The 22,973-nt window shown below is 35.4% G+C and carries 24 protein-coding genes and 1 pseudogene; 4 read left to right on the top strand and 21 right to left on the bottom strand.

The annotated features are described in order from the left end of the window. Positions 1-14: 14 nt before the first annotated feature. A complete protein-coding gene (ald, locus tag K6959_RS12835; protein ID WP_163241807.1) occupies positions 15-1,139 on the bottom strand; it encodes an alanine dehydrogenase in 1,125 nt (374 codons plus the stop codon). Positions 1,140-1,433: 294 nt separating this feature from the next. Continuing rightward, the gene (locus K6959_RS12840) at positions 1,434-1,595 is read right to left on the bottom strand and encodes a hypothetical protein (protein ID WP_163241808.1); all 162 of its coding nucleotides are present in this window, start codon (positions 1,593-1,595) and stop codon (positions 1,434-1,436) included. Between the two features lie 111 nt (positions 1,596-1,706). On the opposite strand from K6959_RS12840, the gene K6959_RS12845 reads away from it, so the two are divergent. Continuing rightward, complete coding sequence (locus K6959_RS12845; RefSeq protein WP_163241809.1) at positions 1,707-2,156, top strand: universal stress protein; 450 nt, start codon at positions 1,707-1,709, stop codon at positions 2,154-2,156. A gap of 77 nt (positions 2,157-2,233) precedes the next feature. Here K6959_RS12845 and K6959_RS19250 read toward each other — a convergent pair whose 3' ends face one another. The 4 genes from K6959_RS19250 to K6959_RS12860 form a co-directional block, all read right to left on the bottom strand. Beyond that, positions 2,234-2,509 (bottom strand): reverse transcriptase, encoded by a 276-nt coding sequence (locus tag K6959_RS19250; protein WP_262421788.1) that lies wholly within the window; start codon positions 2,507-2,509, stop codon positions 2,234-2,236. 150 nt (positions 2,510-2,659) lie between these two features. Next, positions 2,660-3,067 carry a reverse transcriptase domain-containing protein gene (locus tag K6959_RS19255; RefSeq protein ID WP_316252551.1) on the bottom strand — a complete coding sequence of 136 codons (408 nt, stop codon included), beginning with the start codon at positions 3,065-3,067 and terminating at the stop codon, positions 2,660-2,662. A gap of 1,076 nt (positions 3,068-4,143) precedes the next feature. Beyond that, positions 4,144-5,514 carry an argininosuccinate lyase gene (gene argH / locus K6959_RS12855; RefSeq protein WP_163242609.1) on the bottom strand — a complete coding sequence of 457 codons (1,371 nt, stop codon included), beginning with the start codon at positions 5,512-5,514 and terminating at the stop codon, positions 4,144-4,146. Then, positions 5,511-6,716 carry an argininosuccinate synthase gene (locus tag K6959_RS12860; RefSeq protein ID WP_163242608.1) on the bottom strand — a complete coding sequence of 402 codons (1,206 nt, stop codon included), beginning with the start codon at positions 6,714-6,716 and terminating at the stop codon, positions 5,511-5,513. The genes argH and K6959_RS12860 overlap by 4 nt, the downstream gene beginning before the upstream one ends. 253 nt (positions 6,717-6,969) lie before the next feature. On the opposite strand from K6959_RS12860, the gene K6959_RS12865 reads away from it, so the two are divergent. Further along, on the top strand, positions 6,970-7,281 hold the full coding sequence (locus K6959_RS12865) for a hypothetical protein (protein WP_163242607.1): 312 nt from the start codon (positions 6,970-6,972) through the stop codon (positions 7,279-7,281). Between the two features lie 241 nt (positions 7,282-7,522). Here the strand turns inward: K6959_RS12865 and K6959_RS12870 are convergent, their stop codons facing one another. The 13 genes and pseudogenes from K6959_RS12870 to mbcS all read right to left on the bottom strand — a co-directional run bounded on the left by K6959_RS12870 (position 7,523) and on the right by mbcS (position 20,821). Then, the gene (locus K6959_RS12870) at positions 7,523-7,714 is read right to left on the bottom strand and encodes a hypothetical protein (protein WP_246234758.1); all 192 of its coding nucleotides are present in this window, start codon (positions 7,712-7,714) and stop codon (positions 7,523-7,525) included. 174 nt (positions 7,715-7,888) lie between these two features. Further along, complete coding sequence (locus tag K6959_RS12875; protein ID WP_223086693.1) at positions 7,889-8,416, bottom strand: MogA/MoaB family molybdenum cofactor biosynthesis protein; 528 nt, start codon at positions 8,414-8,416, stop codon at positions 7,889-7,891. Beyond that, positions 8,413-9,252, bottom strand: a complete 840-nt coding sequence (locus K6959_RS12880; protein ID WP_223086694.1) for an EcsC family protein — start codon at positions 9,250-9,252, stop codon at positions 8,413-8,415. The genes K6959_RS12875 and K6959_RS12880 overlap by 4 nt, the downstream gene beginning before the upstream one ends. A gap of 235 nt (positions 9,253-9,487) precedes the next feature. Further along, positions 9,488-10,675: an acetate kinase gene (locus tag K6959_RS12885; protein ID WP_223086696.1), complete on the bottom strand. Its 1,188-nt coding sequence runs from the start codon at positions 10,673-10,675 to the stop codon at positions 9,488-9,490. Positions 10,676-11,246: 571 nt separating this feature from the next. After that, entirely contained in the window at positions 11,247-12,242 is a 996-nt protein-coding gene (locus tag K6959_RS12890) for a class I SAM-dependent methyltransferase (protein ID WP_223086698.1), read from the bottom strand. Positions 12,243-13,262: 1,020 nt separating this feature from the next. Continuing rightward, entirely contained in the window at positions 13,263-13,763 is a 501-nt protein-coding gene (tpx, locus tag K6959_RS12895) for a thiol peroxidase (protein WP_163242602.1), read from the bottom strand. A gap of 290 nt (positions 13,764-14,053) precedes the next feature. After that, positions 14,054-14,518 carry a GerW family sporulation protein gene (ytfJ, locus tag K6959_RS12900; protein ID WP_163242601.1) on the bottom strand — a complete coding sequence of 155 codons (465 nt, stop codon included), beginning with the start codon at positions 14,516-14,518 and terminating at the stop codon, positions 14,054-14,056. A 14-nt stretch (positions 14,519-14,532) separates the two neighbouring features. Then, on the bottom strand, positions 14,533-15,237 hold the full coding sequence (locus tag K6959_RS12905) for a DUF2953 domain-containing protein (RefSeq protein WP_316252490.1): 705 nt from the start codon (positions 15,235-15,237) through the stop codon (positions 14,533-14,535). An 85-nt stretch (positions 15,238-15,322) separates the two neighbouring features. Continuing rightward, the gene (locus tag K6959_RS12910) at positions 15,323-15,760 is read right to left on the bottom strand and encodes an RDD family protein (RefSeq protein ID WP_163242639.1); all 438 of its coding nucleotides are present in this window, start codon (positions 15,758-15,760) and stop codon (positions 15,323-15,325) included. A gap of 89 nt (positions 15,761-15,849) precedes the next feature. Next, positions 15,850-16,857 (bottom strand): signal peptide peptidase SppA, encoded by a 1,008-nt coding sequence (sppA, locus tag K6959_RS12915; protein ID WP_163242599.1) that lies wholly within the window; start codon positions 16,855-16,857, stop codon positions 15,850-15,852. 401 nt (positions 16,858-17,258) lie between these two features. Continuing rightward, positions 17,259-17,759 (bottom strand): group II intron maturase-specific domain-containing protein, encoded by a 501-nt coding sequence (locus K6959_RS19260; protein ID WP_262421993.1) that lies wholly within the window; start codon positions 17,757-17,759, stop codon positions 17,259-17,261. 15 nt (positions 17,760-17,774) lie between these two features. Next, positions 17,775-18,549, bottom strand: a pseudogene (locus K6959_RS19890) (reverse transcriptase domain-containing protein); the annotation flags it as partial. 685 nt (positions 18,550-19,234) lie between these two features. Further along, positions 19,235-20,821, bottom strand: coding sequence for an acyl-CoA synthetase MbcS (gene mbcS, locus K6959_RS12925; protein ID WP_163242330.1), 1,587 nt, complete (start codon positions 20,819-20,821; stop codon positions 19,235-19,237). 177 nt (positions 20,822-20,998) lie between these two features. On the opposite strand from mbcS, the gene K6959_RS19275 reads away from it, so the two are divergent. Both K6959_RS19275 and K6959_RS19280 read left to right on the top strand, forming a co-directional pair. After that, positions 20,999-21,121, top strand: a complete 123-nt coding sequence (locus K6959_RS19275) for a DUF5391 family protein (protein ID WP_258561183.1) — start codon at positions 20,999-21,001, stop codon at positions 21,119-21,121. Between the two features lie 28 nt (positions 21,122-21,149). Continuing rightward, positions 21,150-21,419 carry a DUF5391 domain-containing protein gene (locus K6959_RS19280; RefSeq protein WP_258561184.1) on the top strand — a complete coding sequence of 90 codons (270 nt, stop codon included), beginning with the start codon at positions 21,150-21,152 and terminating at the stop codon, positions 21,417-21,419. Positions 21,420-21,492: 73 nt separating this feature from the next. Here K6959_RS19280 and K6959_RS12935 read toward each other — a convergent pair whose 3' ends face one another. Both K6959_RS12935 and thiI read right to left on the bottom strand, forming a co-directional pair. Continuing rightward, the gene (locus tag K6959_RS12935; RefSeq protein WP_163242331.1) at positions 21,493-21,696 is read right to left on the bottom strand and encodes an alpha/beta-type small acid-soluble spore protein; all 204 of its coding nucleotides are present in this window, start codon (positions 21,694-21,696) and stop codon (positions 21,493-21,495) included. Between the two features lie 85 nt (positions 21,697-21,781). Then, positions 21,782-22,972, bottom strand: coding sequence for a tRNA uracil 4-sulfurtransferase ThiI (thiI, locus tag K6959_RS12940; protein WP_163242332.1), 1,191 nt, complete (start codon positions 22,970-22,972; stop codon positions 21,782-21,784). Position 22,973 lies beyond the last annotated feature (1 nt).

A 22,973-nucleotide genomic window follows, 5' to 3' on the forward strand; every position in this document is an offset into this window, starting at 1 on the left:
CAAAGCCTTTTACATTATGAAAGTTTTTCTAGCACTGTTTTAGCATCTGCATATTCAAAACGTAGTGCTTCAGCAACTGCTTTGAACGTAACAAATCCATCCAGTGTATTGATTCCTTTTAACAATGGTTCATTTTCAAGGCATGCCTGTTTGAATCCTTTATTCGCAATTTGTACAGCGTATGGGATCGTAACATTTGTTAAAGCAAGCGTCGATGTTCGCGGAACAGCGCCAGGCATGTTTGCAACTGCATAATGAACAACTCCATGCTTTTCATACGTTGGATTATCGTGTGTTGTAATCCGATCAGTTGTCTCAAAGATCCCACCTTGATCAATAGCAATATCGACAACTACTGAGCCAGGCTTCATTGACTTAATCATTTCTTCGGTCACTAATTTTGGCGCCTTAGCTCCAGGAATTAATACTGCTCCGATAACAAGATCAGATTCCTTTACAGCTTCTGCTATATTGTATGGGTTTGACATAAGTGTAGTTACATCAGAACCAAATATATCATCTAGCTGGCGAAGCCGTTCAGGATTTAAATCGATAATTGTCACTTTTGCTCCAAGACCAACTGCCATTTTAGCTGCATTCGTACCGGCCATTCCACCGCCAATAATTGTTACTTTACCTCTTTGAACACCAGGCACTCCCGCTAAAAGAATACCTTTACCGCCGTAAACTTTTTCTAAAAATTGTGCACCAACTTGAGCTGCCATTCTTCCGGCTACTTCACTCATAGGTGATAAAAGTGGAAGTGCTCGATTTGGTAGCTGAATAGTTTCATAGGCAATAGCAATAACTTTATTTTCGATAAGTGCTTTTGTTAATTCAGGTTCAGCGGCTAAATGTAAATATGTAAATAAAAGTAATCCTTCACGAAAATATTTATACTCACTTTGGAGGGGCTCTTTTACCTTCATGACCATATCCATTGACCATGCTTCTTCTGCAGTGTTTACAATCTTGCCGCCTGCATTAATATAATCGTCATCTGTAAAGCCAGACCCAGCTCCCGCCCCTGTTTCAATGAAAACTTCATGCCCAAAATGAACAAAGTTAACCACGCCAGCAGGTGTCATTGCAACACGGTTTTCATTGTTTTTTATTTCCTTTGGTATTCCGATACGCATTATCATCTACCTCCTGTTCTATCCTTCTATTTTAATATATCACCTTTAATATAAAAGTAGAATATTTTTTAAAAAATCAAATTTATTTTGAAGCAGAAAATATTTTCTTATCATAAGAGGATCTACAAAAAGAGGAAGAATAAAGAAGGGAGACATATATTAAATGCATAATCATTATTTCAAGCAAATTTCCTCAAGAAATCGAAAACACTTTTTTACCAGTTCCAGTCAGCGAACGAAGTACAAGCAACAAAATTTTAATTTTACAATCAGAGCTGTCTAAAAAAGACAGCCCTACTCTTTAGTATGTGAATCTTTTGTTAGTTCATCAATATCAAATTGAGCATCAGGCTGATTGACAACCCCGCTTGTATAAGAATTTTTGATTTGCTCACTAATTTCTTCTGCTCCTTCTTCATCATAATAAATGTTTTCTTTTATCTCTCGTTTTTTCATCTAAAGTTCGTCTCCTTTTTTATTTCATAAAGTTTTCACTTTATTGTTAGTTATTTTGTTACATATATACACTGTAAAATGAGGTATAATATAAAAAAGGAGGAGAGGTAAATGGGATTAACGTATCAACATATATTAGTAGCTGTGGACGGTTCAAAAGAGGCGGAATGGGCTTTAAAAAAAGGAATTGAAATTGCGAAACGAAATAACGCCAGCCTTGTTTTAACACATATTATTGACACTCGAACGTTCGCAACAGTTGAAGCCTATGACCGAACAATTGCAGAAAGAGCGGAACGCTTTGCAAATGAATTAATGGAAAATTATAAAAAACAAGTAATTGAATCTGGTATAAATGATGTTGAAATTGTGATTGACTACGGCTCTCCTAAAGTAAAAATCCCAAAAGGAATTGCCAAAAAACTTGAAGTTGACTTAATTATTTGTGGCGCAACAGGTTTAAATGCTGTCGAAAGGTTTTTAATTGGTAGTGTATCTGAGCACATTACCCGCTATGCACCTTGTGATGTTCTTGTAGTGCGTACGGAAAAAGACGTTTAAAATCGAGTAGGAGACTAATCTTTAATTGATTAGTCGACCTCTCACACCATCGTACGTACGGTTCCGTATACGGCGGTTCAACCTTTTAAGTATCGAAGCTCATAGAGTGTGGACAAATCTTTTAATCCCCATTTTCTGAGCTTTTCATTTGGTATGGCACGATGGATGATGTCATTAAGTGATACTCGCCAATATCCTTTACGGGTATTGGCTAATTTCATCGCATCCTCATGATTAATTCCATATTTACGAAGCATTTTGTACTTTGTACGTACTAACTTCCAACGTTTCCATATCAATTGTCTTAATCGATGATGTAACCACTGTTGAATATCTTTTATGAATGATTTCATATTTGAGATACCATAATAGTTAATCCATCCTGATGTCGTTTGATTTATTTTTTGTGATTATTTCGTGGAATGTTCCTGGTCGTTTTCGACTGGTTAGTTTCCTTAGCTTATCTTTAAATTTTCGTTTCGCCGACCTACTAGGTCGGCATTTCACTTTCCCATTAAATTTTGTATGTTAAATCCTAGGAAAGTGGCCGATGTCGCCCCACACACTTTTCTTTTCTTCTGGTTTATCGTGAGTCCTAAGTCCTTTTCAAGGAATTCGGTCATACTTTCCATGACTCTTTCGCCAGCACGTTTACTTTTAACGTAAATAACGAAATCATCTGCATATCTGATGAAACGATGTCCCCTTCTTTCCAATTCTCTATCTAACATATTTAGATAGACATTTACTAAGATGGGCGATAATGGTCCTCCCTGCGGAGCACCTTTCGTTGTTTCAATGTAGATATCCTTATCAAGTATGCCTGAACGTAAGAAACTCCAAATTAGTTTCAATACTATTTTATCTTTAATAAAATATTCAAGGTATGCCCTGATTCGTTGGTGGTGTATAGTATCAAAGTAACTTTTTAAATCACAATCAACGACAACTCTCTATCCTTCTCGATAATATTCTTTGGCTTTCTCTACCGCTTGGTGTGCGTTTCTTCCTTTACGGAACCCGAAGCTATGTTCCGAAAAGTGGGGGTCAATAATTGGTCAATTACTTGAAGTATTGCTTGTTGTACACTCTATCTAGAACGCTGGGAATTCCCAAGTATCTTTTTGAACCGTCGGCTTTTGGAATGGCTACCCTCTTTACTGGTTGAGGTCTGTATGTTCCATCTCTAAGCTTTCGTTTCAATTGGTCGTCATATTTAAGCATGTGACTTTCAAGTTCTTTGACAGTAATTCCATCGATTCCGGTACACCTTTGTTTGCATATACTTTCTTGTATGCAGTCCAAAGATTATTGTCAGAGGTTATTCTCTCAATTAAGTTGATACCATCTTGTTTCTTCATACCCATGCGACATCTCTACACTCTCCTATGTACCCTTCCGTTTCCAACGTATCTCTTCATAGGTAGTCATCTCTCTGGCAAATGCCATGATGATTTTCTGTGTTTAGGCGGGATGTCTGCATCTCCTTGTTCTTCAAGATTTAAGATTGCTCAGCCCTTCATTTCCTTAGAAACTACTATGGCGTCTGCTGACTCCTCACAATTCATTGGATTATCACTAATACCATTGTTAATTCAATAACCCTTGTGAGACCTCCCCAGGTAAGAGTTACAACCTTCCTCCCATGTAACCGCTGCATTTACTGTATGGAACTCGTGCAGTATCGGACTTTGTCATGTTTGGCAGACTCGTCCATTCCAAGTCAGCCTTCTATGCAGTTTCTGTTCGTCAGTTCAGGAGTTTGCTTCCAGCTTCCTTCAGATTCCATTTCACAATGGACACCCTTGCTTTCAGCTAACAGTTCCTACTGCCAAGCCCGTAGTGGACTTTCACCACCAAGTTATAACCCATGCTGGGCGCACCATAAATAAAATGAAAAGGGATAGTCCCTTCTCATTTGTTTATACTTTATTCATAATAGATCATCGAAGATTTGTAGCTTCCTCTTAATAAATAAAATCAACAACTATAAAAGCTTCTTTGCCTTTTCGATCGCAGCTAAAACTTGATCGAAACCAGTACCCCCTGCACTATTACGGCGTTTTACCGCTGTATAAGGATCTAAAGCTTCATAAATATCGTCTTCAAACAACGTTGAAGCTTCCCTTAATTCGTTTAGTGGTAAATCTGATAAATAACAGCCTTTATTAACACACTTTAATACAAGCTTTCCGACAATTTCATGTGCTTCTCTAAAAGGTAAGCCTTTTGCTGCTAAATAGTCAGCAAGCTCAGTTGCATTAGAAAAATCTTTCTTTACAGAAGATTCCATTATATTTTGATTCACCTTCATTGTTGCAATCATACCTGTAAAAATTTTTAAGGATCCTGTTACAGTTTTAACTGTGTCAAACATCCCTTCTTTATCTTCTTGCATATCTTTATTATAAGCAAGTGGCAATCCCTTTAAAACTGTTAGCAATCCAACCAAATTACCGTATACCCTTCCAGTTTTACCTCGAATTAACTCAGCCATATCAGGATTTTTCTTTTGTGGCATGATACTACTTCCAGTTGCAAAAGTATCATCTAACTCAACAAAATTAAATTCTTGGCTTGACCATAAAATGATTTCTTCACTGAAACGTGATAGATGCATCATTAAGATAGAGCTAGTTGATAAAAATTCAATAATAAAATCACGATCGCTTACTGCATCTAAACTGTTTTCATATATTCCTTCAAAGCCTAGAAGTTTCCCACTATATTCACGATCAATAGGAAACGTTGTTCCCGCTAAAGCACCTGCACCTAATGGAGAAATATTAATCCGTTTTAAACTTTCTTTATACCGCTCTTTATCTCTTTCAAGCATCCAAAAATAGGCCATTAAATGGTGTCCAAACGAAATTGGCTGAGCTCGCTGTAAATGAGTGTATCCCGGAAGAATTGTTTCTACATGTTTCTCAGCTTGCTCAATTAAAGCTGATTGCATTTCTGTAATGAATTGAATCATTTCATTTACATGCTTTCGAAGGTATAAGTGCATATCAGTCGCTACTTGGTCATTACGACTTCTTGCAGTATGCAGTTTTCCTCCGACATGACCGATCTCTTCTGTTAAAAAACTTTCTAAATTTAAATGGATATCTTCTAACTGTACTGAAAAAGATAGTTCATTTTTTTTGGCACGTTCTTTTAAACTGAGTAAGCCGTTTTTTATTGTATTTCCTTCTTCAGCTGTTATAATTCCGCATTTTGCAAGCATCGTTACATGTGCGATACTTCCTTCTAAATCTTCCATCACAAGTTCTTTATCAAAGGAAATCGATGCACCAAACTCATCTACCCATTGCTCAGCTGTTTTTGTAAAGCGGCCTCCCCAAAGCTTTTTCACTCTGTCACCTTCTTCTGATGAACAATACTTTGTACTTTCGTCGGTAAGCCCCACAACTTAATAAATCCGACTGCAGCGCTATGATCAAATTCGTCTTCAGAAGTGTATGTTGCAAGTTTTTCATCATATAAAGAATAAGGAGATTTTCGGCCTTCAACAATTGCATGACCTTTAAACAATTTCACGCGAACCGTACCCGTAACATATTTTTGAGTTTCTTTCAAAAAAGCTGTTAGGGCATCGTTAAGCGGTGAAAACCAAAGTCCCTCATAAATAAGTTCAGTTAATTTCTTCTCAATCACTGGTTTAAAGTGAGCGACTTCCTTCACAAGTGTTAAATCCTCTAATTCTTTATGAGCTGTCATTAATGTTAATGCTCCAGGACATTCATATACTTCACGTGATTTAATACCGACAAGACGATTTTCGACATGGTCAACTCGTCCTACCCCATGTTTACCTGCTATTTTGTTCAATTCTAATATCATCTCAGCTAAAGTATATTCTTCCCCGTTCAATGAAACAGGAGTACCCTGTTCAAATCCAATTTCAATTATTTCAGGCTCATTAGGTGTATTTTCTAAGCTAGCTGTTAATTCATAAGCTTCCTCTGGCGGAGCTGCCCACGGATCTTCTAAAATTCCACATTCATTGCTTCTTCCCCATAAGTTTTGATCGATTGAGAATGGACTATCGAGATTAATTGGAATTGGAATTCCTTTTTTTCTTGCATATTCAATCTCTTCTTCACGTGACCAACTCCATTCACGAACTGGGGCAACTACTTCTAAATTAGGGTTTAAAGCTTGAATAGCTACTTCAAAACGTACTTGGTCGTTTCCTTTACCAGTACAGCCATGTGCAACGGCAACTGCACCCTCTTTTTCAGCTACTTCAACTAGCTTTTTCGCAATTAACGGACGAGATAAAGCCGAAACTAATGGATATTTTCCTTCATATAAAGTATGCGCTTGTAATGCCATTAAAGCATAATCGTTAGCAAACTCTTCCTTTGCATCAATGACATATGACTTTACTGCTCCAACCTTCAATGCTTTATCTTTAATAAACTCCAGATTTTTTCCTTCTCCAACATCTAAACAACATGCAACAACAGAATATCCTTGTTCTTCAAGCCATTTTATTGCAACTGATGTATCTAAGCCTCCAGAATAGGCAAGCACTATTTTTTTGTCTGTCACGTTTGTTCCTCCTCTATGATTAATGAATAAAAATTCACAGTTGAAAATATTTATACAAGTTCTTTAAAATACTTTAACATTTTTTTTAAAATTAATCAATACTTATTCGCAATTATGAATAAAAATTTATGAGCCATTTTTTAAAAATGATTGGTAGGGAAAGACAGTCGTATTTTTGAATGAAATGAAAACAAGTCGAACAATTTATTATAATATAGTAGAATGGAGAAAAACTCGATCTTGGGGGATAAAAATGAAAGATTATTTTTCATATGATGAACGACTAGGAATCTCTATTCCTATACTTGAAAAAGAATGGGAGGAATATAGTAAAGAAACTCGCCAGCTCATTCTACTTTATTGGGAAAAAATCCGCGGAAAAATACCTGATCGAATTGCTATTTTAGAAAAATGGATAAACAGTAAGCAAGAGAAGTTAAATGATGAGAGCGACTTTGAACGCTGCTGTGAACTTAATCATGACATTGCCGAGCTTGCTTCTATTATTAATGACTTATGGATTTGGTACCGGATAAACCAAGATATTTCAAAAATACATCATTAAATGCTATTCCAAAATCTCTAACAATTAAAGCTGATTCTTCTTTTAGAAGAACAAGCTTTAATTGTTATAAATGAAGGAACAGAGCCACCGATATAAAACGTTAAACTTAGATGTAGAGCAACGCCTCGTAAAGTATTTCCTATTCATGCTCTTTTATATTTTTTACGATTATTCCTAAAACTTTTAACATATCATTTTCTGCCTTATTTTATGAGAAATCCATTTCCAGTTAATATCCCCATTAGAATAAACAGCGGGTAAAGATATTCCTTTTTTTATCGTCAATCATAAACCAATACTTATCTTCTAGCCATGTTTCATAATCCTCATTAATGTTTTTATTATGAATGAGCTTTCCATTCATCCACATATTTTCGACACTAATATTTTTTATTTCTCCTAAACATTCATTTAAAAAATAGAGCTTTATCATCCACACTCCATTAATAAAGCGACTCTTGCTTTTTACTTAGGCACTTTTCATACCCTTAAACACAGGTAGCTAAAAAAAAATGAAGCAAGCCCAATTAATGCGGGCTTGCATTTTTACAATTCTTTCAGTTATTATGCTAAGTATCACAAAATCTAGTTTTCCACAAATAAGAGTCTACAATCGTTCATTAGATAAATCTTTACGCAGTTCTCTTACGACATGACCTAATTCGGGTATAATGAGCTTGTTTACTGCGAGGCGAACAGCACCTGAAGATCCAGGCATTGAAAATACTGCTTTGTTTTTAATCACTCCAGCCACCGCTCTTGAGAGAATGGCTGCTGAGCCGATATCCTCTGTATAGCTTAACATACGAAAGAGTTCTCCAAAGCCGACTATTTCCTTTTCAAACAGCGGTTGAACTGTTTCTATTGTAACATCACGCTTAGCAATCCCAGTACCGCCATTTGTTAAAATCACATCGATTGTATCATGATGACAACCGTTTAACACAGCCGATTTAATAGCTGACTGTTCATCTTCAACGATCACATAATCAATCACTTTATGCCCTGCCTTTTGTAGCAATTCAATGATAAGCTGCCCGCTTTTGTCTGTTTCCTTTGTTCTCGTGTCACTTACTGTAATAATTTTACATCCGACTTGTTTTGGAGCTTTTTTTTTATGTTCATAAGTACTCACGATAAACCTCCATGTTTTTCTAACAAAAATCGGTATTGATAATATTTATGGGCAAATTCAGTAACATTCCTTGTTAATTGATAATTTGCACCTGCACCTACTGCCATACTAATGAAAGGAATTCCTTGAAAAAGCTTTTTTCTACATAAGACGATGACAATACATTTTAATAACTGCTTTAATGGCTGCTCAAGCCAAGGAACAGTCATGAACTCGTCGTCTCCATTATAAAAATAAAAATCATCAGCGTCTTCTAAATCTTTTTTTAATACTTGCCAGCCTTCCTTCTTTAACCTTGCAGGAAGAGTTGCTCCGTGGAATACTTTTAAAGAAGCCATCATTTCAAATGGAGTATTTACTTCATGTCCATAAGTCATACCAATTAGCTGGATCACACGTAAATTGATGATCGCCATTGCGGGAATATCTGCGCCTAGAAGAAGTGTACCTCCTGTCCCCGACACCCCTCCTTGAGCAAATGAATAGAAACGATGGCGTGTTATTTGCTGATTAGCAATATATTGTAATTGATCAATATTTAATTTTGTTAGCTCCTCAACTGTTTCTATATTTGAATTAAAAATTCTGCCTGCAGTTAATATTCTTTCTTTTGCATCTATTTGCAGCTGGGAGCCTTGAATCATTGAGTGCAGATGAAAAAGCCAATTGTCAAGTAATGAAAAAAATTGCTGCTGTATCTTTTCAGGCAACATTGAAAATGATTGCTCAAGCCATTTTTCAAATGTTCGTTCAAAATCATTCGAATCATATGAAAATAGCTGGTGCTCCCATTCTAATATTTCTTCCCACGTTTTTTTCTCCCGTACTGTCAACATTCAATAGTTCCTCCCCTAACGAAAGCTCCAGTTAATTTTAATGATTATTTCTTTTTTTCGATGACTACTTTAAAGTTTATTCGACACAAATAAAGGAAACCCTCTACATTTCAATAAAAACACTCTTGTTCATTATTTTTATTTTATTATATTTATAAAATTATTCAATTCATCTTATTAAAAAACGTTGATCTATCAAGCTTTTTCTTGATAGATCAACGCTGTATTTCCCTAATTAAAAACAAAGTCTTGCTACATCTCTCGCGATCATTACTTCCTCATTTGTGGGTATGACTAGTTTTTTCACAGGTGAATGGGGATAATTAATAAATGCTTCTTTTCCTTTTACTTTATTTAAAAGAGGGTCCCAATACACTCCCATAAATTCTAAACCTGTTAACACTTTTGCACGTACTATTTCACTATTCTCACCAATGCCGGCTGTAAATATAATTGCGTCACAACCACTCATCCGCGCCGCATAAGAACCGATATATTTATGTATTTTTTCAGCAAATACTGTAAGTGCCAACTTTGCTCGTTCGTTTCCTTCTAGTGCTTTTATTTTAATATCTCGTAAATCACTAGAAAACCCAGAAATAGCTAGTAATCCACTCTTTTTATTTAAAATTTCCAACACTTCTTCTGAATTTTTTCCTGTTTTTTTCATAATATAAGGGATTAATGCTGGATCAATATTTCCTGACCTAGTTCCCATCGTTACACCAGCTAAAGGAGTAAACCCCATTGAGGTATCTATTGATTTTCCCCCAGATACCGCAGCAATACTTACCCCGCTTCCTATATGGCAAGAAATAAGCCGAAGCTCCTCAATAGGCCGATCAAGCATTTCAGCTGCCCTATTTGTCACATATTTATGAGAGGTGCCATGAAAACCATATTTGCGAATACGGTATTTCTCGTAATATTCATATGGTAAGCTATATAAGTAAGAACTTGCTGGCATTGTTTGGTGAAAAGCTGTATCAAAGACAGCAACAGCAGGAACATCAGGCAGTGCGTGTTTAAATGCCTTGATTCCAATAACGTTAGCAGGGTTATGGAGTGGTGCTAATTCCGATAGTGCTTCAATTTCTAATAAAACCCGTTTATTAATTAAGACAGAATCATTAAATTTTTCTCCGCCATGAACAACGCGATGACCAATTCCATCAATTTCATTAAAGCTTTGAATGACTCCATGTGTTGTTAATTTTTTAAGTAAAATTGTTACCGCTGCTTCATGATTCGGTATATTTGTTACTTCTCTTATACTTTCATCGTTGATTATCATATTAAATATGGAGTCATCCATTCCTATTCTTTCAATTAACCCTTTTGAAAGAACTTGCTCACTAGGCATACTAAACAATTTGAATTTTAATGAAGAACTTCCTGCATTAATCGCGATCATTTTGGTCATGATTGAATCGACTCCTTTTTCTAATGCTGTCTTAATACAAAAAAAAATATTGCATACAGAATCAATTGCTACATTGCTTAAGTTTATCATAACGTACAATTCTATCTCACATGATTATTTTCATGACAATTCAAGCACCTATATCTATCTTTAAAAGTGTAGCTTTATTCGGGTATGCTTATACCTTTGCAGCATTTTTAATATGAACAAAAACTGCCGTATTGCTGCTATCTGCGATTAATCTTTTTACTTTGTTTTTGTTTTTTTTTTTTTTCTCGTTCGATATTAGCTTAAGACGGGTCAGCCCAATGGAATATATTAAAAAAGTCACTTTTTCCTTTCCTTAAAGGCTGTCAATGCAATCGTCCAAGTTATTTTTATATGCACGAAGCTTTCAGGTTAAATATCTGTTTTATAATCAAGAACAAACAGGTGTTTTTTCACCATGCACAAAACGCCCTGGCTCCGATCCAACCATAACCAGGACGATGCTATTAATCAGGTTTTCATTCAAATTAAAAACGATCTCTTTGAAAAGCCGATATCTCTATAGACATCGGCTTTTGTTCTTTTAGTTTACTTGCTTGTTTTCCTTGAACCAATTATTAATTTTATACAATATCGTTTCGATTGCTTTTGAATTGGAGAAGCTAGGTAGATCTACAAGAAGTACTTGCTTTGGAGGTATTATTCCCTCTTTATTTTTTTGTAAAATAAAAATACTTTTCCCTGCCTGTTCGTTCGTAAACATCGATAAAGGTAATTGCAATAAACCTTGAATTATCAAGTTGTTTTGAATAAATTGATGTAGCTTTGGAGCTTCAGATTTTTTAAACATATGATTAGGAATGATGAAAAATAAGTATCCTCCAGGTTTTACATAACGACAACTTTGTTCAATGAAAAGGTGGTGGGCAAAAGAATGGCCTTCATCTGCTTTTAATTTAAATTCACTAGCTCGAAGATCATTTGGATAATAACCGACTGGCAAATCGGAAACAACGACATCTACTGGATCAACAAATAACAGCTCAAGACTATCTTGGTTGAAAAGTTCAATTGAATGCTTTTGTAAATTTGCATTTACGTAAGCAAGCTTAATAAGTACGTCATCAATGTCGATTCCAATGGACTCAATTTCTTTATTAGTTTGTCCATTTAACACAGTTGTTAATAAATTTCCTGTCCCAATCGCGGGGTCAAGTAACCTATAACGCGGACAAGCGCCCATAAACTTACTAACTAAGTAGCTTACAAGCATTCCCACTCCATCAGGAGTCATTTGATGATTAGACTGAACTTGTTGTTTCATCCCTTTTAAGATAGCCAGCTGATATGCTTTACGAATTTCCTCGTTTGTCATAGAGTCTAAATTAATTTGCTCGTACTGCTTTTTTATTCTCTTTACCGTAATCTCACTTATCTCATCTTGAAGTACAGCTTTATGAAATAAGTTTTCACCCGTTTCGGCTATTGCTTCTAAATAAGAGCAAGAAAGCTCTTTTTCTAACATAAGTGCTGTTTGATCAAAAATCGAAAATAACTTCTCCGTAGGAGAAATAGACATTCTTCATTCCTCCAAAATTTGTAATATCCTCGGCAAATCCTAGTGTCAACATGAGAACATATCATGTTAACATTATGTTTACCGATCGTTCTTCTTTCACTTTATTGTAACAGGCACATAGTTCAATCACAAATTCTTTCATAAAAGAAAATAGGCTTTTGTTATTATAAGCTCATTCGTCTCGGACTGCAGCCTCATACAAATGGGCTTAAAAATAAAGAACAATCAGTTACTTGACGAAGTTAAAATCTATTATAAGGTAGCGGCTAATACGCAGCAGCTCATTAAAAAGCATCCCTTGAAAGTTATGATGAGCAAATATTAACTGAATAAGCCACCCCCCAGCAGGCAATCAATCGGAGCTGAATGAGTAACTGGTTTATGATTTATTTATTTCATAAATTCACATTTTTTACTTAATAATATGGGGAGAATTCAAATCTTTTAAAGGCTGAAGATGAGATCATCTTGAAATATAGTAGTTATAAAAACAAAACACTATACATATTGGAAAAGATATTAATAAATAAAGGAGTGATAAGGTATGCTTTTGTTTATTATTCTTTCTACGCTGCACTTATAGGTATAATCTATGGGAAAGCAAAAAAGCATAAAATTTTGATGATAGCTTCAGTAATTGTATTGATTATCATTGCTACTACAATGGTATATTTTTATTTCAATCCTTATTAAAGTTTAGGTTTGAAAACAAATATAATATTTTATTCAAAAGGCGAAACAGGAGTAAAGATACTCCTGCATTTTTACTGTGATTTTATTTATTATTTATAAACGTTTACTTTTTTAAATTTATATCATAGTTAAGTGTTACATCTGTTCACCAATCGTTCTTCTTTCACTTTATTTTAACAGGCACATAGTTAATCACAAATTCTATTATAAAAGAAAATAGGCTTTTGTTATTATAAGCTTATCGTATCGAACCGTCGTCTCATACGAATGCGAATGAGCAATAAAGAACAGTCCTGCATTACGTGAGGACTGTTCCTAAATTGTATATTATTTTGCAGCCTTTGCAGCTTCGATAGCCGCTTCATAGTTAGGATGGTTCGTTCCCTCACTTACATACTCAACGTAAGTGACTGTATCGTTTGAATCAACAACAAATACTGCTCTAGCTAATAGACGGAGTTCTTTCATATGTACACCGTATGCTTCGCCAAATGAAATCTCACGATGGTCAGAAAGTGTTTGGACATTTTCAATGCCATTAGCACCGCACCAACGCTTTTGAGCAAATGGAAGATCCACACTTATTGTTAGTACCTTTACATTTCCTAAGTTATTTACTTCCTCATTGAAACGGCGTGTTTGTGCATCACAAACCCCTGTATCTAGGGAAGGTACAACGCTTATTAAGCGAACTTGGCCTTTCGTATCGTCAAGAGTCACTACAGATAGATCATTTGCTAAGACTTTAAAATGAGGAGCTTTATCTCCCACTTTAATCTCGTTACCTAATAATGTTACTGGGTTATTTTTAAATGTTACAGATGCCATTATCTTTTTCCTCCTCTTAAACAACATGGGTACAGTGTAAATCATATCTTTTCAAGCAACTTTTTGCAATGTTTTATACTTTTCTTTTTCTAATATTAAAAAAGTTAACTTTCTAATTTGAATTGAAAGTTAACTGAAATGTAAACAACTTTAATATTTGAATCGAATTTCGATAGACTAGAAAACGCTTGTCAATCGAGGCGAATAGAACATATAGTTCATTAGCATTCAATGAAGGATAAACAACAATAAATGCTAGCGTTATCAACTGTCTGAACTGTTTATGCTTATTAAAACTCTAAATCTTTTTTAGGCCCATTATATGCCTGAGGATTGCTTTGATTGTTCATCGTATCATTTGATCCATTTTTCTTTGAAAACATTTGTTGAATTTTTTCAACTGCTGCAGGTGCAAGCTCTAATATTTTTTCATAAAGGTGAGTATTTTCATCAAGATGGAGCATTTTTACTCCTTGGGAATTAACAATGAGAAAAGCAATTGGAGTGATTGAAACACCACCACCACTTCCTCCGCCAAACGGAAGTTTCTTTTCTTGCGATTGTCCTTGATTTGTACTATCTAAACCAAACTCACTTCCACCTGCCGCAAACCCAAAGCCAACCTTCGAAACCGTTAAAATTACACTACCATCTGGGGTTTCCACAGGATCTCCAATAATTGTATTCACGTCAATCATTTCTTTTAAGTTTTCCATGGCTGTTGTCATTAAGCCTTGAATTGGATGATCGGACATTTAAAATCCTCCTCTTAGACAGTTTTTTCTTCACTATTATTCAAAGTAGACAGTGGCTTTGATTTAAAATGAGGCTTTCCGCCCTTCCAATATTTTAACAATTTGATCCCTGCTAATATAGCATACCCGATTCGAAAATGAATCATACACTTTACACTTGTTTGTGAAACTGCTTTTTGGAAATTAGGAGTAATCATAATGTATGGCTCTGTTATAACGTTTAGATATTTACTTATAATACATAATAAGCTTCCCTTTATAGCCCAAAATGCTCCTGTTATAATTCCTGTATAAGCTGCATCACCCACACCTACAACTGATTGCCATTCAAATTTTGTTACTTTAACCTTTATTAAAAATAGACGTATAATTCGATGCAATTTTACTACGTGATTTATAATTTCCCTTGTATCGTGAAGACTTGAAAGTAAGTCTTCAGCTGAGAATTGACTTACATTTTCATTTGTCAGTTTGTCTGTAGGTCCTTTTTTTGTTTTCTTTTTTGTCACTAACGTTGGGGAATTATCATCAATTTTAATTAACGGCGTATCAATACGATATTTTATTAACCCAAAAAAAGCTTTAAATTGTATAGTAAGCCGATCATTATCTTCGCTGTGCTTATAATCAAGGACAATATTAAGCCGTGTAAATATAATGACAATTACAATAAGAAATAAAAATATTAGAACAAGAAGGACCCACTTCAATTTGTTCACAACCTTTCAGGCTGTCATTATCGACAAATTTGCAAAAAAATAAACCTGTCAAAAGAGTTGACAGGTTTATTCCCTTTAATATCGTTTAACTTCGTTCTTGTATCACAGTAGTGTCACTAAATAAATCATGTAAACCTTGCTTCTTTGGTAAAAACCCAATAATGAGATAGCTAATTAATACAGTTTCGGAAATAAATCGGCCTACTAGCTCCCGAAACAAAATCGTTCCCCACGAAAGCTGATCCCCGTTAAGATTAATTACCTTCAAACCAAAAATTATTTTTCCTAACGTTTGTCCAAAGTATTTCGTCATTAAGACGAAATATAAATAAAAAACGATGGCAGTGGCTATTGTAAGCGGTGCAAATACCTTATTTTCTACTAAGGGGAGATCCAACATTCTAAATACCGGTTTAACAAGTATCCCATTAATACTTGAAATTACGATTAAATCCACTACATAAGCCCAAAAACGCATCCAAAACCCCGCATAATGAACAGTTTGCTTATTTTTTTGTAACATAGCGTTATTTTTTTCTACACTATCTTTATATGGTACCTCATCATCTAACAAATCCCATGATCCTGTATTTGTCATTGCTGCCTCTCCTCCTACTCAGTATATAAATACATTAGACGGGGAGAGTTAGGCTCAGATAGTGCATTAACAAAGTTGGTTAATTGAAGATCATTCCCCATCATTTTTTGTGCCCCTAAACTAAATAAAGAGCTGAAGCCGGCATATTCTGTAAAACGGACAACTTGTGCATTATTTAATTTATAATCTTTTTTCATTTGTTTTATAACATCTTGTAAATATCCAAAATCATCTATTAAGTTTAGTTCTTTCGCTTGAATTCCATCATAAACTCGACCGTCGGCAATTCTTCGTACTTCTTCCTCAGACATTCCTCGCCCTTCAGAGATAACCTTTACAAATCCTTCGTATGTATTATTTAACATCGAGTATAATATGTCTCTTTCCTCTTCTGTCATCTCTCTCGTTTGACTCATAATATCTTTATAAGGTCCGCTTTTAATCGTAACGTAATCTATTCCAATTTTATCTGCTAGTTCTTTGTAATTTACGTTTTGCATGATGACTCCAAGGGAACCGGTTAACGTATTTGGGGCAGCAAATATTTTCTCTGCTGGAGCAGCTATATAATATCCTCCGGAAGCTGCCATTGATCCCATCGATATATAGACAGGCTTTTTAGCTTCCTCCATAATTTCAACTATTTTATCATGAATTTCAGCACTTTCCACCACTCCGCCACCAGGAGTATTCACACGTAAAATAATCCCTTTAATGCTTGTGTCTTCTTTAGCATATTCAAGTTGGTCCATAAATAAACGATGGTTATATGTCTCAGACTGTAATAAAGTCGATGTATTTCCCGAATCTTGAATAATCCCATTAAGTTCAAGAACAGCAATTCTATTAAAACTATTCCCTTCTTCAACTACTTCTTCAACATATGGTTTTGCAGGGACTATGAATTCATCCATAAATGTTTGAAAGTTTCCCGATAAAATCGAGCTTGCAAAGCTTGTGAATACTGAAACAACAAATAATGCAGCTGCAATCCCTAATGCTGCCCACCTTTTTCCATTCATTATTTAATACGTCCTCCTTCTTATCAAAAAAAATTAAACGAGAATATTTGCAAAAATATTTTATAAATACCACTAATAAGAAAGTTGGCAGAAGTTAGAACAAAATGCAAACATCATTTACTAGTATAGGGGAAGACAGGACATTTTTACAAGTAAAAGTGTTACTTCAATTAGCTTAACTAATGAGTAAATGCTTTAAAGATTTGTATGAACTGTTCATTCATGTAAATCATCTAAAAAGCGACGTCCTAAATTACTTTTGGGCTCATTTACAAAGAACCCCAGTCTTACACGCCTTTCGGCTATGCTAAGGGAATGATATCGAGTAGGAGGGGGTGATTAGCCCCCGACCTCTCACACCACCGTACATACGGTTCCGTATACGGCGGTTCAATTTTATATTAAGTATGCACTTTGATGTAGTGTTGTTCACCGGAGATTAGACCAAATTTGGCTAATCTCTCATTGGTTATTGTCGTGGTGAGTATCCAAGAATAAGCTGTACGGGCAACACCCTTACTTGTGTGGCTATTTTTGTATGCACTGTATCTATCCATGCCTAGTTTAATCAGATTTCTCCTGCGATTCTTCGCAGTTTTCCATTTCTTCCAGATACACATTCGCAGTCTAAATCTTGTATGAGCATCTATTTTCCCAAGTGCTGTCTTCTTCATATAACCGACCCTAAAGTATTTGACCCATCCTCTTATTAATTGATTGATTCGTTCTACCTGATACTTCGTATCGACGCTCCAATTTTTCCTTGTTAATTGTTTAAGTTTGAATTTAAGACTTTCTAAGGATTTTTTTTGGTGTGGTCTCGCTTTGTATAAATCAGCTTGGTAATCTTTGAAGAATCCAAACCCTAAAAACTTCATATCGGGGTCATTCGGCTTCGTCACTTTTGATTTCTCCACATTAACGGTTAATCCTAGCTTCTCTTCAATGAATCTTGTCACAGACCTCATTACTCTTTTCGCCGACATCTCACTTCTGACCATGATAACACAGTCATCTGCGTATCTGACGAAACGCAACCCTCGATTTTCTAGCTCCCTATCCAGTTCATTAAGCATAATATTACTAAGTAACGGGGATAAGTTTCCACCTTGCGGAGTGCCGATTACTGTTTCTTGGTATTCCTCGTCTATTTGTACACCGCTTACCAAAGAACTTACGAATGAGTGAAATAACATCTCCATCATCTATCGTTCTTGATATGAGATTCATCAGCCTATCGTGATGTACGGTGTCAAAGAAACGTTCCAAGTCGATATCTACAATCCAGTCGTATCCATCATTCATAAACTCTAAGGCTTTCAAAATAGCCATCTCGGCATAGCGTCTTGGTCTGAAACCATAACTATATTCGCTGAATTGTTTATCGAACATCGGTGTGAGAACTTGGGCAATCGCCTGTTGAATAACCCTATCTAGGACAGTCGGAATTCCTAAAAGTCGTGTTCCGCCGTTTGGCTTTGGTATCTCGACCCTTAGTACTGGTTTTGGATGGTATTTTCTATTTCGGATTTGATGAATCATTTCATCCTTATTCATCGCCATATATCCAACCAACTCATCTACAGTCATGTCATCAACACCGGCTGAGCCTTTGTTTCTTTTAACCTGTTTGATTGCATGGTCAAGATTATCTTTGTCGAGTATCTTGTCAAGTAGTTTCCTCTCGTGCATGCTTGTTATTTCCTTTCTTTCTCGTAGGTTGGTATCCACTTTCTTGCGATTTGCCAGTGGTCTATTTCCTTCCCCAATTAAAGATTTCTATAACCATAAAATTGTTCAGCCCTTCGCTCTTTCTAGCTTTCGTTAGACGTCTTCACTACTACGGCCTCTGCTGACTTCTCACTATCCAGTCTTGTATCACTAAAAGATTTTGGGGCAGACGAGTGAGACCTCCCCAGTTAAGGTGCGAACTCTTTCCCTTCATCTATCTGCCATATATACACCGTATGATACAGTAGCTATGGGACTTCGACTTCTTTTGCAGTCTTATCCTCATACGTTGCCTCTTATATGATTTCTGTTCGTCAGACCGAAGGTTTGCCTCGAGCTTCCTTCAGATTCCACGTTACCGTGGACACCCTTGCTTTCAGCTATGTACTTACCGCTACAAGGTCGTACTCGGGACTTTCACCCGTTAGAGTTCGCCCATGCTGGGCGAACAAAAAAAGAACTGGCTTTTTAGCCAGTCCAGATCGTTGACAAACGCTCGCATTCTTATTGTCAGCTCATAAGAATGATATTCGCTTCCGCCTCGACGTTCAAGCATTTTCTAATCTCTTGGAAATCAAATCTTAACTTTAACCAGCTTTTCATTGGTCATTAACTAAAATGATGATTAAAAATACATTTTAAAAAATTAGCTTTTTTCAAAAGTCTCTAGCTCACGCTTTCGTAGCTCAACTCGGCGAATTTTACCTGACGTTGTTTTTGGAAGCTCTGTTAAATATTCAATTTGCCGAGGGTATTTATAAGGAGCTGTCAATTCTTTTACATGCTCTTGAAGTACCTCCGTTAAATTAGGTGTATCTCGTGTCACTCCATCACGTAAAACAACGAAAGCTTTTACTATATTGCCGCGAACCTCATCTGGACTAGCAACAACAGCACACTCTTTAACAAATGGATGTTTAACAAGTGCATCTTCTACTTCAAAGGGGCCAATGGTATAACCAGAACTAATAATAATATCGTCGCCGCGGCCTTCAAACCAGAAGTATCCTTCTTCATCCTTTTTGGCCATATCACCAGTTATATAATACTCTCCACGATACTGCATTGCTGTTCTCTCAGGATCTTTATAATAGTTTTTAAACAAAGCTGGTGTCTCACTATGAACTGCGATATCACCAACTTCTCCTACTGCACATGGATAACCATCTTCATCAATAATTTCTACTCGGTTACCAGGAGTTGGTTTTCCCATTGAACCCGGTTTCAATTTCATCTCTTTTGTGACACCAACGAGAAGCGTATTTTCTGTTTGTCCATAACCATCGCGGACAGTCACATTAAAATACTTTTTAAACGTATCTATTACATCTCTATTTAGAGGTTCTCCTGCAGAGACAGCACTGTGCAAATTTACCAGATTAAAATCATGAAGATTGTCGACCTTTGCCATTAAGCGATATTCAGTAGGCGTGCAACATAACACATTTACTTTATAGTCATCAAGAAACTGCAAATATTTTTTCGGTTCGAATTTCCCATTATATACAAATCCTGTTGCACCTGTACCTAATACAGATAAAAATGGACTCCAAATCCACTTTTGCCATCCAGGTCCTGCTGTAGCCCAAACAGTATCATTCTCTTGAATACAAAGCCAATTTTTTGCTGCCGTTTTTAAGTGTGCATATGCCCATCCATGTGAATGAACAACACCTTTAGGATTTCCAGTCGTCCCTGATGTATATGATAAAAAGGCCATGTCATCTCTTTTTGTCGCTGCTATCTCCATTTCATCAGAAGCTGTTTTCATTTCCTCATCAAGCTGAATCCATCCTTCAACTTGATCGCCTATTACAAATTTAGGCAATATTTCAGCCTCTTTAATACCAGAAAATTGATTAATATATGGAAAGTAACTTACGATTCCCTTCACATCACCATGATTAATACGGTATTGAATATCTTTCGTTCGCAGCATTTCAGAGCTAGGGATTACGACAAGCCCGGACTTTAGAGCAGCTAAATATACTTCATAAGCCTCTATTAAACGGGGAACAATGATTAATATAATATCCCCTTTTTGTAAACCTTTTTGCTTGAAAACGTTTCCAATTTTGTTTGCATTTTTAATTAAACTGCTATACGTAATTTCTTTTTTCTCTCCTGAGTCATTTGTCCATTTTATTGCAATTTTATTCGGATCTTCTGCAAATTTTTCTATTTCACTTACTAAATTATATTTTTCTGGAGCAATTAACATTTCCCTATTCATCATTTATCCCCCTTTTAGCATCTATATACAAAATAATTATACTAAATTATCATAACATTTTAAATTATTTTTATATAAATAATTTTAATAAAAAATATAATTTAAATGTTTTCCCTTTTTTAGATATAATATGAAGAGGATAATATTAGAAATGACTTTTAAAAATGGGGGATCTTTTTGGATACAAAGAAGAAAATGATCATCATTACATTCATTTCTGCTTTATTATTTTGTACCTTAATAGTTGTTACTTCCCTGTCACCATTATCACAATTTGGTCAAAAAGGCAAATCAATTTAACTCGCTTGGTATGTGGCTTTCAATAGGGATGATACTCACTTTTTACATTGTTCCATTATTTATGTACATCGCTGGCTTGAAATGGATGAAATACATTATGGCTATTTTTTGTGCTTTAGGAATCATTATTTTTATATCATTCATGTTTATTACTGTTTTTATAGGTACAGTAAAAAATCTAATCCCAATGCTAGTTACTGTACTCATAATCTGTTGTGTTGCAACGATTATGAATATAATTTGGTTTTTTATCATGTTTCGTTCAAAAGATCATCAATCATCTGTTCACACTAATTAAAGTGAATGATGTTTTGGACATTCAAAAAGGAGCAGGCAAAACAGCCTGCTCCTCGTAGCCATATTATATTTTTTTATTGAGAGAAACCACCTAATTGTTGTTCAGCCATTTGAACAAGGCGCTTAGTGATTTCACCACCTACTGAACCGTTTGCACGAGATGTAGTTTCTGCACCAAGTTGAACACCAAATTCTTGGGCAATTTCAGTTTTCATTTGATCAAGAGCTTGTTGTACTCCAGGTACTAATAATTGGTTAGAGTTATTGCTTCGTGGCATGTGACTTCACCTCCTTGTGAGTATAGAGTGTGTAGAATCACATGCCTTCATACAAAGCTTTCAATGGTAATTGTTCACATCATTACTAAAATAAATCATTCAGTGTTTCAGGTTTAAGTAAAATCGTTTCCGTATTTAAGACAGCACTTTGAATGAATGGGTCAAAATTAGTAAAGCTTTCAAAATGATTGGCTCTTTCTCGACGAGGATTTGTTTTAGGATTTGCTGGGACAAAAATAGTACAGCAATCTTCATAAGGACGAATTGAAATATCATGGGTATCTATTCGTTTTGAAATATCGATAATTTCTGTTTTATCCATCGCGATCAGAGGACGCAGTATAGGTGTATTTGTCACCTCATTAATTGTATACATACTTTCAAGTGTTTGACTTGCCACTTGTCCAAGACTCTCACCTGTAATAATTGCTAAAGCATTGTTTTTTTTACGAAGTTCATCAGTAATTCGCAGCATGATTCTTCTTGTTGTCGTCATCGTGTAGTTTTCAGGAATCTGTTTGCGAATGAGCTGTTGGATTTCGGTGAAAGGCACAACATGAAGTGTAATAGAACCGCTTACCTCTGCAAGTTTTTTTGTCAAATCAATCACTTTTTGCTTTGCCCGTTCACTTGTATAGGGAGGACTAAAAAAATGGACTGCTTCGATATCAAGTCCCCGCTTCATTGCTAAATAACCTGCAACAGGACTATCAATGCCTCCCGATAACATGAGCATTCCTTTTCCACTTGAACCAACTGGCAATCCTCCAGCACCTTCAATGTTTTCACAAGATAAATAAACAGCTTCTTTGCGCACTTCAATACGTAAGTTTATATCTGGCTGTTTAACATCTACTTTCAAATTAGGAATATTTTTTAGTAAAAAACCTCCGAAAATATTGTTTAATTCATCTGAATTATACGGAAAAGCTTTATCGGCACGTTTGGTCGTTATTTTGAATGTATTTCCTTCGCGATAAAGCCGTTTAACAAGTGCTAACGCTGTTTTTTTCATATTTTCAAGATTTTTTTCAACTTTTATCGCAGGACTAAACGTTTGAATTCCAAAAACGCCCTTTAATTTATTGACAACAGCTTCACCATTTTCATTATTTAAAAGTACATACATTCTTTCACGATTGGCTTCCACTTTAACAGTGGGAAAATCAGCTAATACATTCTTCACATTATGCCTTAATTGATTAATAAATTTTTGTCTATTTCTTTTTTTCAATGAAAGTTCTCCATAACGGATCAAAATACGATCATAGTTCATC

It is taken from the genome of Bacillus aquiflavi (assembly GCF_019915265.1).
Lineage (GTDB): Bacteria > Bacillota > Bacilli > Bacillales > Cytobacillaceae > Bacillus_BT > Bacillus_BT aquiflavi.

Bases quoted from the DNA above. Each gene is read 5' to 3' on its own strand.
- K6959_RS12935 (WP_163242331.1), bottom strand. From the start codon at position 21,696: ATGCCACGAAGCAATAACTCTAACCAATTATTAGTACCTGGAGTACAA.
- K6959_RS19250 (WP_262421788.1), bottom strand. From the start codon at position 2,509: ATGAAATCATTCATAAAAGATATTCAACAGTGGTTACATCATCGATTA.
- tpx (WP_163242602.1), bottom strand. From the start codon at position 13,763: ATGGCATCTGTAACATTTAAAAATAACCCAGTAACATTATTAGGTAAC.
- mbcS (WP_163242330.1), bottom strand. From the start codon at position 20,821: ATGAATAGGGAAATGTTAATTGCTCCAGAAAAATATAATTTAGTAAGT.
- sppA (WP_163242599.1), bottom strand. From the start codon at position 16,857: ATGAATGGAAAAAGGTGGGCAGCATTAGGGATTGCAGCTGCATTATTT.
- ytfJ (WP_163242601.1), bottom strand. From the start codon at position 14,518: ATGTCCGATCATCCAATTCAAGGCTTAATGACAACAGCCATGGAAAAC.
- K6959_RS12840 (WP_163241808.1), bottom strand. From the start codon at position 1,595: ATGAAAAAACGAGAGATAAAAGAAAACATTTATTATGATGAAGAAGGA.
- K6959_RS12885 (WP_223086696.1), bottom strand. From the start codon at position 10,675: ATGACCAAAATGATCGCGATTAATGCAGGAAGTTCTTCATTAAAATTC.
- K6959_RS12880 (WP_223086694.1), bottom strand. From the start codon at position 9,252: ATGTTGACAGTACGGGAGAAAAAAACGTGGGAAGAAATATTAGAATGG.
- ald (WP_163241807.1), bottom strand. From the start codon at position 1,139: ATGCGTATCGGAATACCAAAGGAAATAAAAAACAATGAAAACCGTGTT.
- K6959_RS12890 (WP_223086698.1), bottom strand. From the start codon at position 12,242: ATGTCTATTTCTCCTACGGAGAAGTTATTTTCGATTTTTGATCAAACA.
- K6959_RS19280 (WP_258561184.1), top strand. From the start codon at position 21,150: ATGATACTCACTTTTTACATTGTTCCATTATTTATGTACATCGCTGGC.
- K6959_RS12910 (WP_163242639.1), bottom strand. From the start codon at position 15,760: ATGTTACAAAAAAATAAGCAAACTGTTCATTATGCGGGGTTTTGGATG.
- K6959_RS12870 (WP_246234758.1), bottom strand. From the start codon at position 7,714: ATGATAAAGCTCTATTTTTTAAATGAATGTTTAGGAGAAATAAAAAAT.
- thiI (WP_163242332.1), bottom strand. From the start codon at position 22,972: ATGAACTATGATCGTATTTTGATCCGTTATGGAGAACTTTCATTGAAA.
- K6959_RS12865 (WP_163242607.1), top strand. From the start codon at position 6,970: ATGAAAGATTATTTTTCATATGATGAACGACTAGGAATCTCTATTCCT.
- K6959_RS12845 (WP_163241809.1), top strand. From the start codon at position 1,707: ATGGGATTAACGTATCAACATATATTAGTAGCTGTGGACGGTTCAAAA.